This window comes from uncultured Campylobacter sp. (genome assembly GCF_938039245.1).
GTDB lineage: Bacteria > Campylobacterota > Campylobacteria > Campylobacterales > Campylobacteraceae > Campylobacter_A.
This window is the reverse complement of record NZ_CALHVN010000026.1, coordinates 66,432-82,249: the sequence shown is the minus strand read 5'-3', so window position 1 is coordinate 82,249 and position 15,818 is coordinate 66,432. Positions and strand designations below refer to the sequence as shown.

At 44.7% G+C, this 15,818-nt stretch carries 14 protein-coding genes and 2 CRISPR repeat arrays (1 of these 16 only partly in view); of the genes, 11 read left to right on the top strand and 3 right to left on the bottom strand.

The genetic code is table 11. From position 1 onward, the window contains the following. The first annotated feature begins 33 nt into the window (after nucleotides 1-33). Both Q0218_RS04775 and Q0218_RS04770 read left to right on the top strand, forming a co-directional pair. On the top strand, nucleotides 34-1,299 hold the full coding sequence (locus tag Q0218_RS04775) for a sensor domain-containing diguanylate cyclase (protein ID WP_297966854.1): 1,266 nt from the start codon (nucleotides 34-36) through the stop codon (nucleotides 1,297-1,299). 176 nt (nucleotides 1,300-1,475) lie between these two features. Then, entirely contained in the window at nucleotides 1,476-2,603 is a 1,128-nt protein-coding gene (locus Q0218_RS04770) for a hypothetical protein (RefSeq protein WP_297966852.1), read from the top strand. Nucleotides 2,604-2,749: 146 nt separating this feature from the next. Here the strand turns inward: Q0218_RS04770 and Q0218_RS04765 are convergent, their stop codons facing one another. Genes Q0218_RS04765 through Q0218_RS04755 form a run of 3 tightly spaced genes read right to left on the bottom strand, consistent with a single transcriptional unit; the run spans nucleotide 2,750 to nucleotide 5,449 of the window. Next, entirely contained in the window at nucleotides 2,750-2,959 is a 210-nt protein-coding gene (locus Q0218_RS04765; RefSeq protein WP_297966849.1) for a hypothetical protein, read from the bottom strand. 16 nt (nucleotides 2,960-2,975) lie between these two features. Beyond that, entirely contained in the window at nucleotides 2,976-4,823 is a 1,848-nt protein-coding gene (locus Q0218_RS04760) for a mechanosensitive ion channel domain-containing protein (protein ID WP_297966847.1), read from the bottom strand. Next, nucleotides 4,820-5,449 (bottom strand): carbonic anhydrase, encoded by a 630-nt coding sequence (locus tag Q0218_RS04755; protein ID WP_122873118.1) that lies wholly within the window; start codon nucleotides 5,447-5,449, stop codon nucleotides 4,820-4,822. Before Q0218_RS04755 ends, Q0218_RS04760 begins: the two co-directional genes overlap by 4 nt. Before the next feature lie 160 nt (nucleotides 5,450-5,609). Between Q0218_RS04755 and Q0218_RS04750 the strand changes: the two genes are divergently transcribed. From Q0218_RS04750 to Q0218_RS04710, 9 genes are all read left to right on the top strand, one after another. Continuing rightward, on the top strand, nucleotides 5,610-6,311 hold the full coding sequence (locus tag Q0218_RS04750) for a Bax inhibitor-1/YccA family protein (protein WP_297966843.1): 702 nt from the start codon (nucleotides 5,610-5,612) through the stop codon (nucleotides 6,309-6,311). After that, nucleotides 6,304-6,687, top strand: coding sequence for a thiamine-phosphate pyrophosphorylase (locus tag Q0218_RS04745; RefSeq protein WP_297966842.1), 384 nt, complete (start codon nucleotides 6,304-6,306; stop codon nucleotides 6,685-6,687). The genes Q0218_RS04750 and Q0218_RS04745 overlap by 8 nt, the downstream gene beginning before the upstream one ends. A gap of 62 nt (nucleotides 6,688-6,749) precedes the next feature. Further along, a complete protein-coding gene (gene secG, locus Q0218_RS04740) occupies nucleotides 6,750-7,088 on the top strand; it encodes a preprotein translocase subunit SecG (protein WP_297966839.1) in 339 nt (112 codons plus the stop codon). A 9-nt stretch (nucleotides 7,089-7,097) separates the two neighbouring features. Beyond that, a complete protein-coding gene (locus tag Q0218_RS04735; protein ID WP_297966837.1) occupies nucleotides 7,098-8,060 on the top strand; it encodes a polysaccharide deacetylase family protein in 963 nt (320 codons plus the stop codon). After that, entirely contained in the window at nucleotides 8,050-8,607 is a 558-nt protein-coding gene (gene frr / locus Q0218_RS04730) for a ribosome recycling factor (RefSeq protein ID WP_297966811.1), read from the top strand. The genes Q0218_RS04735 and frr overlap by 11 nt, the downstream gene beginning before the upstream one ends. Before the next feature lie 731 nt (nucleotides 8,608-9,338). Beyond that, nucleotides 9,339-9,593 carry a hypothetical protein gene (locus Q0218_RS04725; protein WP_297966809.1) on the top strand — a complete coding sequence of 85 codons (255 nt, stop codon included), beginning with the start codon at nucleotides 9,339-9,341 and terminating at the stop codon, nucleotides 9,591-9,593. A 16-nt stretch (nucleotides 9,594-9,609) separates the two neighbouring features. After that, nucleotides 9,610-10,347, top strand: a complete 738-nt coding sequence (locus tag Q0218_RS04720) for a hydroxymethylpyrimidine/phosphomethylpyrimidine kinase (RefSeq protein ID WP_297966807.1) — start codon at nucleotides 9,610-9,612, stop codon at nucleotides 10,345-10,347. Nucleotides 10,348-11,604: 1,257 nt separating this feature from the next. Further along, nucleotides 11,605-11,899: direct repeats of the CRISPR family, unit length 30 nt; unit sequence GTGTAAATTTACCCCGTTGGGGTTTGAAAC. A 429-nt stretch (nucleotides 11,900-12,328) separates the two neighbouring features. Continuing rightward, nucleotides 12,329-12,877, top strand: a complete 549-nt coding sequence (locus Q0218_RS04715) for an NAD(P)H-dependent oxidoreductase (protein WP_297966804.1) — start codon at nucleotides 12,329-12,331, stop codon at nucleotides 12,875-12,877. A 406-nt stretch (nucleotides 12,878-13,283) separates the two neighbouring features. Further along, a complete protein-coding gene (locus Q0218_RS04710; RefSeq protein ID WP_297966801.1) occupies nucleotides 13,284-13,970 on the top strand; it encodes an MqnA/MqnD/SBP family protein in 687 nt (228 codons plus the stop codon). Between the two features lie 687 nt (nucleotides 13,971-14,657). After that, nucleotides 14,658-15,818: a CRISPR direct-repeat array (repeat unit 30 nt; unit sequence GTGTAAATTTACCCCGTTGGGGTTTGAAAC); it runs 1,302 nt beyond the window's last position.

Below are 15,818 nucleotides of genomic sequence, written 5' to 3'. Positions count from 1 at the left end.
CGTATAATTTTTGCAAATAAAAAAGGGGAGATTATGTATAGCGTCAAACTGCATATTTGCTTAAGCGAGGATTTAAAAAACAAGCTTGAAATTTTAGAAAAAATCCAGCCAAGGCTGCGCTTTACGCACGAATTTAGCACTATAAAAAGCTCAAGCGATATCCCTGCGCCCATACCCGACGAAAATCAATATCTCATCATCGCAAGCGAGAGCTGCGGACTAAATTTACCCGAGCTAAAAAACCGTATCGGCAAAAACGGCTTTTTGGCGATTTACGCGAGGGATGCGGACAAGATAGCCGGCGAACAAAAAGATGCCGCCGATGAAATTTGGCTAGAAAGCGCAAATTTAGACGACTTTTACTTTGAAAAAGCGCTAAATTTGATCGCCGAGCGTAAAGAGGCGTGGCTACAAAAAACGTGGTTGCAGACGACGATAAACTCATCTCCAGATATGATCTGGTTTAAGGATATGGACGGACTGCACCTAGAGGTAAACGACGCCTTTTGCGAGGTCGTAGATAAGCAAAAAGACGACGTTCGCGGTAAAGATCACTACTATATCTGGAATATCCCAAAGGAGATATACGAGCAAACGGGCTACGTCTGCGTCCAGACCGAGGACGACGTCGTAGCAGCGCGCAAGACCTGCCTGCTGGACGAAGAGGTGATGAAGGCAGACGGCAAGCTAAGCAAGCTAAAAACATATAAGACGCCGATATTTGACGGCGAAACTATCATCGGCACCGTCGGCATCGCTCGCGACGTGACGAAAGAGTACGAATATCTGCAAAACATCGAGCATCTAGCTCACTACGATCAGCTCACCGGATTAGCAAATCGCAACCAGCTGGACGCATTTTTAGACAATCTAAAAACCACGCATATGAGCATACTTTATATGGATTTAGATCGCTTCAAGCAGGTAAACGACGAGCACGGACATCAGGCGGGCGACAAGGCTCTGGTTGCGATCGCGGAGCTGATAAAGGAAATTTTTAACGACGCTATGAACGTACGCATAGGCGGAGACGAGTTTATCTCGATATTTACCGACGGCGCGAATATGCAAAGCATAGCGCCTCGCGTGCAAATTTTGATCGACCGATTTTTTAAAATTTGTCAAGAAAATCCACTATTTAGCGGACTATCCGTGAGTGCCGGCATCGCAGAAGGACAGATCGGACACGGCTCGTTTGATCTGCTGCTTCAGCGCGCCGACGATGCTCTTTATAAGGCCAAACACGCGGGCCGCGGCACCTACTGCATAAATCCCTGGGAAGACTTTGAGCAAAAATAAATTTACGCGAGCGTTTGTCGGCCGGTAGCGATGCGGCGCAAATTTACGGCGACTAGTCAGCGCCCACGCGGCTTGGCGGCCGACCGTAAATTTTATACCACTTCTTATCTTTTACTCTAAATTTTCCTCAAATTTTGCCGATATCGTTAGAAAGCCAAATTTTAAAAGGATTTTAGATGATAGGCGGCGTAAACGGATTTAACGCAAATGCAAATTTCGATTTTAGCGGCGCTCGCGGGCAAAATTTAAAAGCACGCGAGGAAAAAGAAGCGGCGAATTTGATGTCAAATTTGACGGCACAGATTAATTACGATACGGTAAATCCAAGCGAATTAGACTACGACCAACTAAAAATTTGGGCGGACAAGGTTGATCCAGAAAAGCTAACTGGTAAAAATTTAAGCATGTGGTTGGGTGCGAAAATGAGATTTGACGAGCTAGAGGATGGATGGCGTAAGGAGTTCGGACTAAAGCCTAGCGAGCCCGTATTTGCTAGGAGGATATTTTCTCTAAGCGGCTACACGAGAGACGATAAAATCAGCATCTGGGGCAAGATGAACGGGCTTGATCCGAGTACCGACAAAGAAAAAGCCGCCGAGCTAAAAAGCTTCGTAGATAGCACGCGAGCCTTGATCGCGCACGCGGGCGATCCGTCCGGTATATTTAGACAGGATGTCTTTAGCGTGGATAAGTTTTTGAGTAAATTTAACGTCGATCTGGGCGGGTTTGGCACAGGGCTTGGCATGCGTAGCGGCAGCGGTCTGGTAATGGACGCCGAGGCCTCGAAACTGCTGGATTCAGACATGAGCGAGGAGGAGTTTAAAGATAAGTGGCTCGAGTACGCGGCAAATAAAATCCTAGGCGAATACGCAAATGTTAAAATTTCGCTCAAGGACGGCGCGCTAAATTTCGACCAAACGCCCGCAAAAGAGCGCATTACGCTTCTTGGGCAAGAGATAGAAGATCGCGTGAGCTACGCGGACGAAGCAAGTAAAAAAGAGTTTTTTAAATTTCTAAAAGACGTATTTAAAAACGGCGAGAGTATCGGGGACGCGCTGCAAAAAATCGCGCTAAAAAAGGGCGACTTTGACGAAACAGCCAAAAAGGAAGCGCAAGCAGACGCCGCAAAAGAAAAGAAATTTAAACCGATCAAAGCGACGAGTAAAAGCCAAACCTACGTTTACAAGGATATAAAGCGCGAGTTTTTCGAGAAATTTATCAAAGCCGAACAAGAAAGAGGAACAGACGTAACCAAGCTTTTAGAAGCTCTAAATAAAATCCGAAAGCTAGATATAAATGCCTAAATTTGAAGGCAACAACCGCCAAAAATCATCAAAAGCAGGATGAATTTGTATATCGGCGCAAAGCCTGTTTAAATTTAACTGAGCCTACGCAAAACGGTCGTCTCGCCTTACTCAATATTTAGTTTAAATTTGATTACGAGTCAAATTTACGCTCCAAATTCGGCCTGCCGGCAAATTTGCCCCGCAAAGCCGAACTTGAGCGCAAATCGCATCTCGTAGCTATCTTCTTCGTCTTCGTCGCCGTATTCGTAGTCGTTCTCGTCGTAGTTATAGCTGTATTTTTCGGATCTTTCGTCGTCAAATTCGGAGTATTCCTCCTCCAAATCTTCCTCTTCGTAGTCAAATTCTTCACTCATTTTCTCTCCTTTAAAATTATTTTTTCACTTCTTCGACATATAGGCTCTGACTAGGGAAGGCAAATCCAAGCCCGTTGGCCTCTACGATATTCATTATTTTTAGCATCACGTCCTCTTTGACGGCCAAAAACTCGCCCCAAACTATCGTCTTTGAAAAGCAGTACACGAGGATATTTATCGAGCTATCGGCAAACTCGTCCACTACAACGAACAAATTTGACTTATATCCCGCCAGGTCGTCGATCGAGACGATACCGCGGTCGTAGCGGCTAGCCTTTTTCGAGCCCATATCGTCGCCCTTTGCGATATCTGGGTGGTCGATTAGCATCTGTTTGATTTCCTCGACGCACTTTTTGATCTGCTCGGTCGTGGCGCTGTATTCTAATCCGATTAGCATCCTGATGCGTCGTCCCATTTTTCGCCTGCTCCAGTTTCGGATCGGATCGCTAGCTAGCTTGGAGTTTGGCACAAATATAAGGGCGTTGTCAAAGGTTCGCACGGTCGTTTTCCTAAGTCCGATCTCCACGACCGTTCCCTCGATGTCGCCGCACACGATCCAGTCGCCCTGAGAAAACGAATTATCAAAGAGCAGCATAACGGAAGCAAAGAAATTCGCCAAAATATCCTTAGTCGCAAGAGCCACCGCAAGGCCGCCGATACCAAGAGAGGCGATGATGGCACTAACGTTAAATCCGAGCTTGCTAAGCACGATAAGCAGCGCGATAACGAAGATGATGAAATAGATGATCTTTAGGATCAAATTTATCACCTCTTTGCGCCCGCTTTTTTTGGTGAGTTCGTTGATGAGCACCATGCCGTAGCCGTTTAGTACGCTAAGTATGAGCCAAGTGACGGCGATGACGAAAGTGATCGCTAAGAAATTTGCAAATTTTATCGGCATCGGAGCGGGATAATACGCGATCGAGACGCAAATATCTATCGCATAGGCGATAAGAGTGAGTAGCATCGGGCGCTTGATGATTTCTACGATGCGCCCTTTCGTCTGTCTATCCGAGTCGTGCTTGACGAAAAATTTCATCAAAGCCCACAGCGTGAGCCTACTAAGTAGCGTCGTAAACGAGACGAAAAACAAAAATACGACGAATATAATCGCAGCCTTGCCGACGTTAAATTTACTCGTAAAGGAGGCCTTTTCGTTGATAAAATCGATCGCCGTTTTTAAATTTAGCTCCGAAATGATGTAGTTTGACGTGAGCAGCTCGGCGTTATCGCGCAGGTAGTGGAGTATCTCCTCAAGCGTCTTTTTGTGCGCCTCTAGCGCCTCTAGCTCGCCTTTATGCGCAGCGAGCGCTTCTTCATTTAGACTATCTTTAAACTCCTTAAACTGCGAGTAAAACTCGGTCTGAAAGCTAAGCAGCGTTTCCTCGACGGCGAGCCTTACGTCCACGGCCTTGCCGCCTTCTTTGAAGATATTTTCTAAATTTAAAAGCGAGGAGTAAAACAGCCCGTCAAGCCGCATACGCTCGAACTCCAGCTTGTCTTTTACGTATAAATTTTGATTGTCCGAGTTTTTTAGCCGTTTGATTTTTGATTCCAAATTTTGCATTTCGCGCTTAAATTTTTGCACCTGCTCCTCGTCGATTTCGATTTGCATGATGAGGTAGGGGATTTGCTCGATTAGCTTTTCTTTTTTCTCCGAGACGGTTTTAAAAAGCACGTTTTTATCGGCAGTTTCGTTATTTTCAGCCGATTGCGCCTTGATAACGGCGATCTGAGCGTTTGCTTCGTTGATTTGATTTACGACGCTTAGGATATCCGTGGCGTTTATGTCGTCGATTTTGGTATTTGCTAGTAAATTTAAGCCAAAGCACAGCGCAAAAACGGCGGCTAAAATTTTTCTCATTTCTCGACTCCTAGCAGTTTAAAGCTCTTCGTCGCGAAGTTGTAGTTGTAGATTTCGCCCGTTTCTATTATGTAGTGCCAGGCATAAATTTTTAGCTCCTCGTCTTTAAATTTAGCCTTGACGTCTGGATAGCTCAGTAAATTTTCAAACGAATTTACGAGGCTTAAGCGCTCGGTTAGCCACTCTCTTTTTGCGATATTGTCGCCAAAAAGCTTTTGAACGCGCTTTTTTACGGGCTCCAGCAAATCTAACCAGCGCTTTACGTTTGGCGTTTTGCTAAATTTAGCCTCATCCATCCATAAAGCCGCGCAGCCGCCGCAGTTGCTATGTCCGCAAATGATGACGTTTTGCACGTTTAGCGTTTGCAAGGCGTACTCGATCGCCGAGGTCGTAGCCAAAAACTCCTCGCTTTTGCGGTACGGAGGCACGATATTTGCGATATTTCGCACGACGACTAGGTCGCCCGGCATCGTGTTTGTTATGAGGCTAGGCACGACGCGCGAGTCGATACAGCCGACAAAAAGAGTGTGCGGCGTCTGCTTCTCGCCCAGGCTTTCAAAAAGCTCCTTGTGTTCTAAAAAATCTTCTTCCATAAATTTGACGGCACCGTCTAAAATTTCTTGCATTGTATTTTCCCGAATAATTTTTTAAAATATTATATCAAAAACGTTTCAAACTTCGTTAAAATTTTTTAAATTGCTTTTTGCGCGCCAAATTCAGCGATTTTTTATATTTTATTTACCTATTTTTGGCTAAATTTGCATCAAAAATTAAAAAGGAGAGAACATGAGTTTATACGACAGAAATTATGCAAGCTCAAGCGAGCATGAGGTTGCCGGCGAATATTCGCAAAGCGCGCTTAGTACGTTTATCAAGCAAACTTATCAGCTTTTCGCGGCTTCGCTTTTAGCCGCCAGCGTCGGAGCTTACGTCGGGCTTTATAGCTCGCTGGGAGCGACGGTAGCAAGCAACTACTGGCTGTTTGTGATACTTGAGCTAGGGCTTTTGGTCGGTTTAATGTTTGCCAAACGCAAAGCGGGCTTAAATTTGATCCTGCTTTTTGCATTTACTTTCGTTAGCGGACTTACGCTTACGCCTATTTTAGGACGCACTTTTGCGATGCCCGGAGGCGCTGCGATAGTAGCTCAGGCCTTTACGCTTACGACCATAGCATTTGGCGGACTTAGCGTGTTTGCGATGAACACCAAACGCGACTTTACGACGTGGGGCAAGATGCTTTTCATCACGCTTATCGTTTTGCTCGTGGCTGCGATTATAAATATATTTTTCCACAGTCCGATTTTACAGCTTGCGATTGCTAGCGTGGGCGCGGTTTTATTTAGCGCGTATATCCTTTACGATACGCAAAATATCATCCGCGGTAACTACGAAACTCCGATCGATGGCGCAGTTGATCTTTACCTTGATTTCTTAAATTTATTCGTTTCATTGCTTAGAATTTTAGGATTTTTTAATAGCGATGACTAACGACGAGCGGCTTTATCGCGTAATAGACGCAAATTTAAACCGCTTAAAAGAAGGGCTTAGAGTCGTCGAGGACGTCAGGCGTTACGGCTTTGACGACCTAGCCCTCGCTAAAAAAATCAAAAACCTCCGCCACAAATCAAAAATACCGCAAAAAGAATTCTTAAAATTTCGCGACGCCGCAAACGACGTGCTAAAACCGAGCCTAAAAGACGAGCAAATTCGCCTAAATTTAGACGATTTGCAAACTGCCAATATCAAACGCGCGCAAGAAAGCGCAAGGGTTTTAGAGGAGTGTTTTAAGCTCGTTGATGTTAAAATTTCCGAAATTTTTAAGGGCGTGCGCTACGAACTTTATGAGATAGAAAAAGAAATTTAACCCAAATTCAAAACTTTTTTAGTATAATCGCGACTAATTTTGAAAATTTAAAAGGATTTTTAATGGATTCGCTTTTTTTAGTATTGCAGTTTATTTTCGCGGTAGTTTTGACGATCGCCGTTTTGCTTCAGAAAAGCTCCTCTATCGGACTAGGCGCGTATAGTGGCAGTAACGAAAGTCTATTTGGCGCAAAAGGACCGGCCGGATTTTTGGCTAAATTTACCTTCGTCGTGGGCGTTTTGTTTATCCTAAACACCCTAGCGTTAAGCTATTTTTACAACACGCAAAGCAGCAAATCTCTCATAGACAGCGTCGATACTTCGTCGCTACCTGCGGCTCCTGAGGTAGTCGCACCGCAAGCTCCTAGCGCTCCTACGGCTCCTGTAAGCGAGAAAAAATAAGGAGCGTCAATGAAAAAATTAGTTTCCGTGCTCACGTTTTTCGCGGCGGCGCAGTTTGCGCTTGCAGACGCGCATATCTTTAACTATCACAGATTTGACGACGATAGGCATCCTAGCACCAACATCTCTAGCAAAAATTTACGCGAACAGTTTGAGTATTTTAAGGAAAAAGGCTACGAGATCATCCCGCTCTCAAAGCTCGTGGATGCGATAAAAAACGGCGAGCCGGTGTCTGATAACTGGGTCGTTTTAACCGTGGACGACGGCTACAAGAGCTTTTACGAGAAGGGTTTGCCGATATTTTTAGAGTACGGATATCCGTTTGCGCTGATGATTTACGTCGAGGCTACCGCGCGAAAATACGGCGACTTTATGACCTTCGAGCAGATCAAAGAGATCGAAAAATACGGCGAAGTTGGCTATCACTCCTACGGTCACTTACACATGGTCGGTCTTAACGAGGAAAAATTAAAAAACGATTTTGAGGACGGTATAAGCAAATTTGAAAAAAATATGGGCTACAAGCCGCGATATTTTGCATATCCTTTCGGCGAATATAACGACAGAGTACGCGACGTCGCGATAGAGCACGGTATCGAGGTGATACTTAGCCAAAACTCGGGCGCAGTCGCGGCAGATAGCGATCTACACGAGCTAGATAGGATCCCTGCGATGAACGGCACGCACCTACCATCCGCGCTTGCAAGCAAATTTCTAAAAGCCGAATGGATACTTCCGCAAGACTATCCTAAGGATAATAAGATTAGCGAACTTATCATCAAAACGGACGAGAACGCGACGCACGGCTACTTCTCGATGACGGGGCAAAAAACAAAAAAAGTTAAACTCGAAAACGGACAGATGACGCTTAAATTTAACAAGCCGATCGACCGATACAAAGTCAGAATGAGCCTTAAGGTAAACGGAAAAACGACGACAAAAATTTTAGTAAAGGATATAAATGCTGAATGAAATTTATAAAAAGCAAAAAGAGCATAGCGACAAGTGCATAGAGGGCCTAAAACGTGACTTTAGCACGCTTCGCACGGGCAAGGTAAATATAAGCATAGTCGATAATATTTACGTGGATTATTACGGTAGCCAAACTCCGCTAAACCAAGTCGCCACCGTACTAACGAGCGATGCTAGCACCATAAGCATTACGCCGTGGGAAAAACCGATGCTAAAAACTATCACTGCGGCCATCTCTGCGGCAAACATCGGCGTAAATCCGAACAACGACGGCGAGAGCGTGAAGCTGTTTTTCCCTCCGATGACGGTCGAGCAACGCCAAGAAAACGCAAAGCACGCTAAGGCATTCGGTGAAAAAGCCAAAGTCAGCATAAGAAATATCAGAAAAGACGCTAACGACGAGGTAAAAAAACTGGAAAAAGATAAAGTTATCACTGAAGACGAGAGTAAAAAAGGACAAGACGAAGTCCAAAAGATCACTGATAGCTACACCTCAAAGATCGACTCGCTCGTAAAAGAAAAAGAGAGCGAACTTCTAAAAGTATAACGCTAAATTTAGAGGCGGCAGCGGCGTGCTACCCCTCTTAAATTTTAGAGCTCGCCGCAAGCAAAATATAAAATTTACAGCATTCAAAAGTGCAAGATAAAGCCACTAGACAATCACGTGGCTTGTTAAATTTCAGTCTATCTCATAAATCTTAGAATCCTAAATTTAGCTCGCTTACCAAATTTATAAATTCGGCAGTATCTACCCGTAGCGTAAAGCATATCGTTTTTGGCTCAAGGCAAGTCGGTCAAATTTCTCCCGTCAACTTTAAAATACGATACGGCTCATTTTATTGGAACATCGCTTCATGATTGTTTTGCTTTTTATTATATCTAAAACCCTACTTTTCTTCACTCGTAGCTATTTTTAAAAACAACAAACATGGTGAAGCAAGGCAGAATACGCCATTTTAAACAAAGCAAGAAAATCTCTTTTTTAATTTCGTTGCAGCCGTTACTGTTGCCTGGCTTGAAAAATATCTCTTTAAGTTTAGATATATTTAGCATAAACATCCATTTACTTTGCGGTAGCAAGGCAAGTCCGTAGTATCTGCGCTTAGCTTTATTAATAAGATGCCTTCTATTTGATAAAAACTCATTTTAAAATTTTTAACTTATTTTAGTCTGTATTTTAAAAGTATTTTGAAGCTATTTAGGAGTAAAGGATATCCGCTTTTTAAGAAATTATCCACTATAATCTTACGATACAAAAATAAATCTCGAAAGTCTATAGTGGCAAAAAAAGATCTTTTAAAAGGCGCGAATAACTTAAATTTTAAAAATGCGAGCGACTCTGATATCTCTGTTTCGTCTTTTGATTTTTTGGACGATAGCGCCGTTATCGATATTAGACCTCGTATTGATAAAAGCGGGGCGGAAAAACTACTCGGTCCAGGCGATATGTTGGTAAAAATTAATGGTGAAATAACTCATATGTTCTCGCCGCTCTTAAATCCCGAAGACATAAAACAAATTTTAAAAATTTAAAAATAAAAGGTAAAAAATGAAAAAAATCCTCATCATCGCAGGCTCATGCAGCAACGGCGGCGCGGGACTGCAAGCCGATATCAAGGCGTGCGCGCACTTTGGCTGCTATAGCGCGACGGCGGTCACGGCGCTAACGGCCGAAAATACGGACAAGATCAAAAATATCGTCTCGCTAGATCCGTCATTCATCGCCGATCAGCTCGAGATGCTCTCGGCAGAGTTTAGCTTCGACGCCGTCAAGATCGGCATGCTCTTTAACGAGCCTATCATGGACGTCGTGCAGAGCTTTTTAGAGAAAAACTCCGCTCCCGTGGTGCTAGATCCAGTCTGCGTCTCGAAAATGGGGCACAAACTCATCAAAGATAGCGCCATCGAGAGGCTAAAAGAGCTGATGAAATTTGCCGCCGTCACGACGCCGAACCTGCGCGAAGCGGACGTGCTTTTCGGCGATGATTTTACGAATTTGCCGTGCGACGTGATCGTGAAAAAGCACATCATCGCGGGCAAAAGCATCGACACGCTTTACCGCAAGGACGGTAGCGTGCAAAACTTTGAGACGCCGCTAGCCGACCCGCTGGTTATCATCGGCGCGGGTTGCACGTTTTCTAGCTCGCTAGCCTGCCTGCTCGCTCGCGGCGAGAGCCTAGAAAGCGCCGTCCAGCAAGCCAAAGAATACATCTACAACGCCATAATCACCGGCATCGACACGAATCTGGGCGCAAAAAAACTGCTAAATCACGGGGTTAAATTTTAAATTTAGCGTGTTTTTGCGGCAACCTACCAAAGTACGGCCAGATAAATTTATATAAGATTAGCCCAAAAAAGCATATCGGGTTTAAAACTTAATAGCGCACGGGATAGAAGTTGCCGCATTTTACTTTGGCAGGGCTTTGGGGGCTGGGTAATATCGTTAATTCGTAAGAAAATAAACCCGACCTCGCGATTAGGAATTCAAGGTTGAGTTAGACAAATACGCCGATGTTAGATGCTACAAAAATTCTGCTAGATTGACGTTAAATTTGCGTTAGTCTAGCATTAAGTCGTTTGCGTAATAAGACCGCGTAGATTTAAGTTACTGAATCGTGAGTGCTTTACGCTGCTGGGTCATAGTCTGAGTTTTGCGCCGGTATTGTAAGATTGTCGCGTTATATGGTTGGTTTAAATTTTGCCCAAAATTTAATAGCCGATTTATCGTTTTGGCAGGTTTCAAACCCTAACGGGTTAAATTTGTGCCAATTTTGCCGTTTTTCGCGGCCTAGTTTATTTTTAGCTAGCTCTTTTGGTACGGTTTATAAAGATGACGCTATGTTAGGTTATAGTTAGCTTTTATAGTTTATTCGCTTTAATTATATTTAATAAATGATAACGCGGAAATTTAGCAAGGATTTGGGTGCGGCAAGCAAACAAAATCCCTAAAAAATTTAAACCGCTAAAATCTTGCAGATTAGATGTCTTTAGTCGTTTGCATTCGTAAAAAACAAGCTTTGGCGAGGTTTAGTATTTTTTGCCGACTTTTGCTTTAGGGCGATATTTTATTACTCCGGTTTAGCGCGTCTTGCTTGAGCGTCCTGCGCTAGCGCGGATTTAAGCGGATTTGCGCTTCGTTTAACCCTAGCCTTATAAATATAAATTTCTCTCGACGACTACAAAAGCCCGCGTCCGTATTTTATATTCGCCGCAAGCGAAATTTGATTAGAGCTGCCATGCTTGCTGCGGTATTTTTATTTACTTTATTTGTTTTGCTTTTATATTTTATTTTTTGGCATCGCTACTCTTCATATAGATTTTATTCATTTCATATCTATTATGACGATTTTTACTTTTGCGGCCCATGTTTGCTTGTTTTTGCTTGTATATCTTTGCCCGCTACGGCGATAAAGCTTCTTGTAAGTTTCGCAAATAGCGATATACTCGCGTTTTAGATTTTTCTAGCGGTTAAATTTAGGCTATTTTAAGGCCTAAAAATATAAACTTTTATCGCAAATAGCCCTAAATATGAGTGTTTTGGTGCGTGTAAATTTACCCCGTTGGGGTTTGAAACGTTATAATTCGATAAACAACTGGAATGGCGAAAATAAGTGTAAATTTACCCCGTTGGGGTTTGAAACGCTTCTAGCAAAACTCAGATAGCCTCGTAGCCCTTGTGTAAATTTACCCCGTTGGGGTTTGAAACTCAAGCCTTGAGTAGTAATTATATAGCTCATAATTTGTGTAAATTTACCCCGTTGGGGTTTGAAACCGTTTGAGGAGTTTGCGGCGATTAGGCCGGTTAGTTGGTGTAAATTTACCCCGTTGTGTGGGGGGGGAGTAAGCACCCAACCTATCCAGCCGCCAAAAATCAAATTCATACGCTAATGGGCATTTAAACGTCACCCATTTTTGGTTTTCGGGCAGATTTAAACCGACGAGCAAATAGACGCGCCGCAGACTGCACCGCCTCTAGCGATGATTTTACGCGTCTAAACCCGCTTGCTAGGGCTAAATTTGGCTTTGCTTGCAGAGGCTATTTTGCGCCCGCCTTAATCCCTTTTTATGCTTTTGATGATATAATTTCTCAAAAATAAGACTTTTGCGATTTGGAGCAAAATTTAGGCTTTGGATCAAATTTAGCGCGATTTTGGCGGCTAAGTTCGAGTCTGAAACCGCGCCGCAGCGAGCTTGATTTGCGCAGGTAAGCTTAAATTTAACGCCCTAAAAGCGCAAACGCTCTAAAATTTATCAAAAAAGGAGCCAAAATGAAAACGCTAGTAGTTTTATCCCATCCAAATTTCGCCGCCTCTCGCCTAAACAAGGCGCTGGCAAACGTCGCTAAAAGTGCGGGCGCCGAGGTTCGCCACCTAGAGGGACTATACGGCACCGACGCCCTTAAAATCGATGTCGCGGCGGAGCAGGAGGCATTTTTGCGCGCCGATCGCATCGTGTTTTTGTTTCCGATGATGGGCTTTAACGTGCCGTCGATGCTAAAGGCCTACATCGACTACGTGCTAAGCCGCGGCTTTGCCTACGGGCAGGGCGCGAAGATTGCGGGCAAACAGCTGCAAATCGCCGTGAGCGCGGGCGGCGGGCTAGGCGAATACTCCAAGCACGGCGCGATCAAATTTAGCCTAAACGAGATTTTGCTGCCGCTTCAGTGCTGCGCGGACTTTTGCGAGCTCGTTTACGGGCGCATTTTTGCTAGCTGCGGCGTGGAGCCGGACGTGTCTGATAGTGCGATAGAGGCGCACGCTGCGAGATTTACGAAGCTTTTAAACGACGAGCTTGAAGAGCACGAGTATCAAATTTAATGGCGCAAAATAGCGCGTCCTTGAGCTAAAATTTGCACCGCTAGCGGCGATTTCCTGCGCGGAGTCGTCGCTTTTCAAATTTAGCCTTAAAAGATATCTTTGGATCTAAAGCTAGGTGGTAAGCTCGGCGCGTTTTGGCAGTTTTTCGTTGTCGCATTTTGGGGCGATTTCTAGCCGGCCGGACCCGCACCTTTTTGTTACTTTTTTCGTCGCGGGCGTATTTACGGCACGAATCGGTTAAATTTGCGCTATAGTCGCAAGGCTTGCAAACCGCGTCTTTTTGACGCGGGCTATGATTTGGATTTTATGAAAATTGATTTTTACAGACTTGGTTTTTGGTTTTAAATTTAGCTCTTTTCGCCGCATTTTAAAACGGCGCAAATCCTTATAAATTCGGAGTTTTTTTATGATTTTTGGCAAGATTGATTATCTAAATTTGCTTCCTTTTCACGTATTTTTAAAGCGCTCGCGCCTAAGCTCGCGGGATAAAAAAATCATCGAATTTAAAAAAGGAGTGCCTAGCAAACTAAACCGCGATCTGCGCTGCCGTAGGATCGACGCCGCCGTGATCTCGAGCATCGAAAGCCGCAAAAAGCGCTACAAAAAGGTAAGCCTTGGCATCGTAGCTAAGGGCGACGTCAAAAGCGTACTCGTGCGAAAGGGCACCGCCGCGCGCCCCGACCCCGCGTCTGCGAGCTCAAACGCGCTAGCCGGCGTGCTGGGGCTTGAGGGCGAGGTACTCATCGGCGACCGCGCGCTAAAGGCGTATCTGCAGGAGGGCGAGGAGGCGTTTTACGACCTTGGGCGGGCGTGGCGCGAGCGGACGGGCTTGCCGTTTGTTTTCGGGCGATTTTCCTGCGTGAAGGGGCGCGGCGCGTATGAGCGGCTGGCGCGCGAGTTTTTGCGAGCAAATGTCAAAATCCCAAACTACATCCTCGCCAAATACGCCCAAACCAGAGGCATCAGCGCGGATGATATCAAATGGTATCTCAAATTTATCAGCTACGAAATCGGCGCAAAGGAGCAAAAGGCGCTGCGGATATTTTTCAAAGAAGTGCGAAAAAACGGACGCACGGCGAAGCTTTTAGCATAGCAAATCGTAAAATTTCTAGCTAAAGCACTGTTTGGGCTTGTGCCTTTGGGGTACCGATAAATGCGCTCTAGCGCTAAATTTACTTCGCGCGCCGTCCAAAAAGCATTTAGCGAGGAAGGCGGTAAATTTCCGCTAAGACCAAATCCGCAAGCATCGGCTCGGTTTTTGGCTCGCCCGGCAGGCAAAGCGGAAAGACGGGCTTGGTCATAGCGGCTCTAGTAACCAAGATCGCCTAGGACGCGACGCTAAAGGTATGCTTGGTCGCTGCCGGCTCTTTTGCGGTGCCGTTTTGCCTACGCTAAAGGCGCTAACTCGGTCGCGCCGCCGCGCGGTCTTGGATTTTACCGCCTTTATAAATGATACGCGTGCATCAAAGACGAAGCGATCTTGACCGCTAGAGACAACGGCGCCCAAGTCCGCCCAAAAAACCGTCACTACGTCGTTTGCGGCAAATTTATTAACCCGGCTTGTCGGCTTTGTGCCGATTTTATTTACTTTTGTAGCCCATGTTTGCCTATTTTTGCTTGCATTTATTTGCTTGATATGGCGATAAAGCTTTTTGTAAGTTTCGCAAATAGCTATATACTCGCGTTTTAGATTTTTCTAGCGGTTAAATTTAGGCTATTTTAAGGCCTAAAAATATAAACTTTTATCGCAAACAGTCCTAAATATGAGTATTTTGGCGCTGTGTAAATTTACCCCGTTGGGGTTTGAAACTCGGCGTCTTTTAAAAAACGCACCAAATTTTTTCTAGTGTAAATTTACCCCGTTGGGGTTTGAAACTACCGATTTTTTGACCGCAAAGCTAAATCTAGCCAAGTGTAAATTTACCCCGTTGGGGTTTGAAACTTTAAAGAAATTTCTGCCGTGATTTTCGGCTACTTGCGGTGTAAATTTACCCCGTTGGGGTTTGAAACGCCTTTTTGTGTCGAAATTCGGGATAAAATTTTTGTGTAAATTTACCCCGTTGGGGTTTGAAACAATCGGCTATCATATGCGGCGGCACCCTAAACATCGTGTAAATTTACCCCGTTGGGGTTTGAAACACCGCTTTATGCACGGCGTAGTTTTGCGGGAGCTGGGGTGTAAATTTACCCCGTTGGGGTTTGAAACTCCTCGCCGATAAAGTAAATCTTGTCGAATTTGTTGTGTAAATTTACCCCGTTGGGGTTTGAAACAGATGACCGCTGAAAATAGTTTCTGCTATATCTTGTGTAAATTTACCCCGTTGGGGTTTGAAACGGGTTTACGCTAACGGCTGGAGAAATAGAGCTTTGGGTGTAAATTTACCCCGTTGGGGTTTGAAACTTGTGGCTATCCTGTGGGTAGCCTGCCCTCTTTTGTGTAAATTTACCCCGTTGGGGTTTGAAACCAAATTCGGCGCAAAACGCGATAAGCCGCAAAGCGTGTAAATTTACCCCGTTGGGGTTTGAAACCCCTTATAGGGTTTGTAACAAAAAATTCTTACGAGTGTAAATTTACCCCGTTGGGGTTTGAAACAGTACTGTACTATTATTTTTTTCTGTACAGGATGAAAGGTGTAAATTTACCCCGTTGGGGTTTGAAACCGCCGCCTAAAAGCAAGACGTGCAAAAGAGGCGCACTGTGTAAATTTACCCCGTTGGGGTTTGAAACTATCCCGGCACAAACATTAAATAAATTTCTATACCGTGTAAATTTACCCCGTTGGGGTTTGAAACCGACGACTACGGCGGAAGTTTTAGGCACGAGGAGTGGGTGTAAATTTACCCCGTTGGGGTTTGAAACCTTTCTCTAGGCGTCGCTTTGCTGATAGCCCTCGGGTGTAAATTTACCCCGTTGGGGTTTGAAACTAGTAGTGTTTGTCGC

Bases quoted from the DNA above. Each gene is read 5' to 3' on its own strand.
- Q0218_RS04770 (WP_297966852.1), top strand. From the start codon at position 1,476: ATGATAGGCGGCGTAAACGGATTTAACGCAAATGCAAATTTCGATTTT.
- Q0218_RS04760 (WP_297966847.1), bottom strand. From the start codon at position 4,823: ATGAGAAAAATTTTAGCCGCCGTTTTTGCGCTGTGCTTTGGCTTAAAT.
- Q0218_RS04745 (WP_297966842.1), top strand. From the start codon at position 6,304: ATGACTAACGACGAGCGGCTTTATCGCGTAATAGACGCAAATTTAAAC.
- Q0218_RS04715 (WP_297966804.1), top strand. From the start codon at position 12,329: ATGAAAACGCTAGTAGTTTTATCCCATCCAAATTTCGCCGCCTCTCGC.
- Q0218_RS04755 (WP_122873118.1), bottom strand. From the start codon at position 5,449: ATGCAAGAAATTTTAGACGGTGCCGTCAAATTTATGGAAGAAGATTTT.
- frr (WP_297966811.1), top strand. From the start codon at position 8,050: ATGCTGAATGAAATTTATAAAAAGCAAAAAGAGCATAGCGACAAGTGC.
- Q0218_RS04710 (WP_297966801.1), top strand. From the start codon at position 13,284: ATGATTTTTGGCAAGATTGATTATCTAAATTTGCTTCCTTTTCACGTA.
- Q0218_RS04735 (WP_297966837.1), top strand. From the start codon at position 7,098: ATGAAAAAATTAGTTTCCGTGCTCACGTTTTTCGCGGCGGCGCAGTTT.
- secG (WP_297966839.1), top strand. From the start codon at position 6,750: ATGGATTCGCTTTTTTTAGTATTGCAGTTTATTTTCGCGGTAGTTTTG.
- Q0218_RS04720 (WP_297966807.1), top strand. From the start codon at position 9,610: ATGAAAAAAATCCTCATCATCGCAGGCTCATGCAGCAACGGCGGCGCG.
- Q0218_RS04750 (WP_297966843.1), top strand. From the start codon at position 5,610: ATGAGTTTATACGACAGAAATTATGCAAGCTCAAGCGAGCATGAGGTT.
- Q0218_RS04775 (WP_297966854.1), top strand. From the start codon at position 34: ATGTATAGCGTCAAACTGCATATTTGCTTAAGCGAGGATTTAAAAAAC.
- Q0218_RS04765 (WP_297966849.1), bottom strand. From the start codon at position 2,959: ATGAGTGAAGAATTTGACTACGAAGAGGAAGATTTGGAGGAGGAATAC.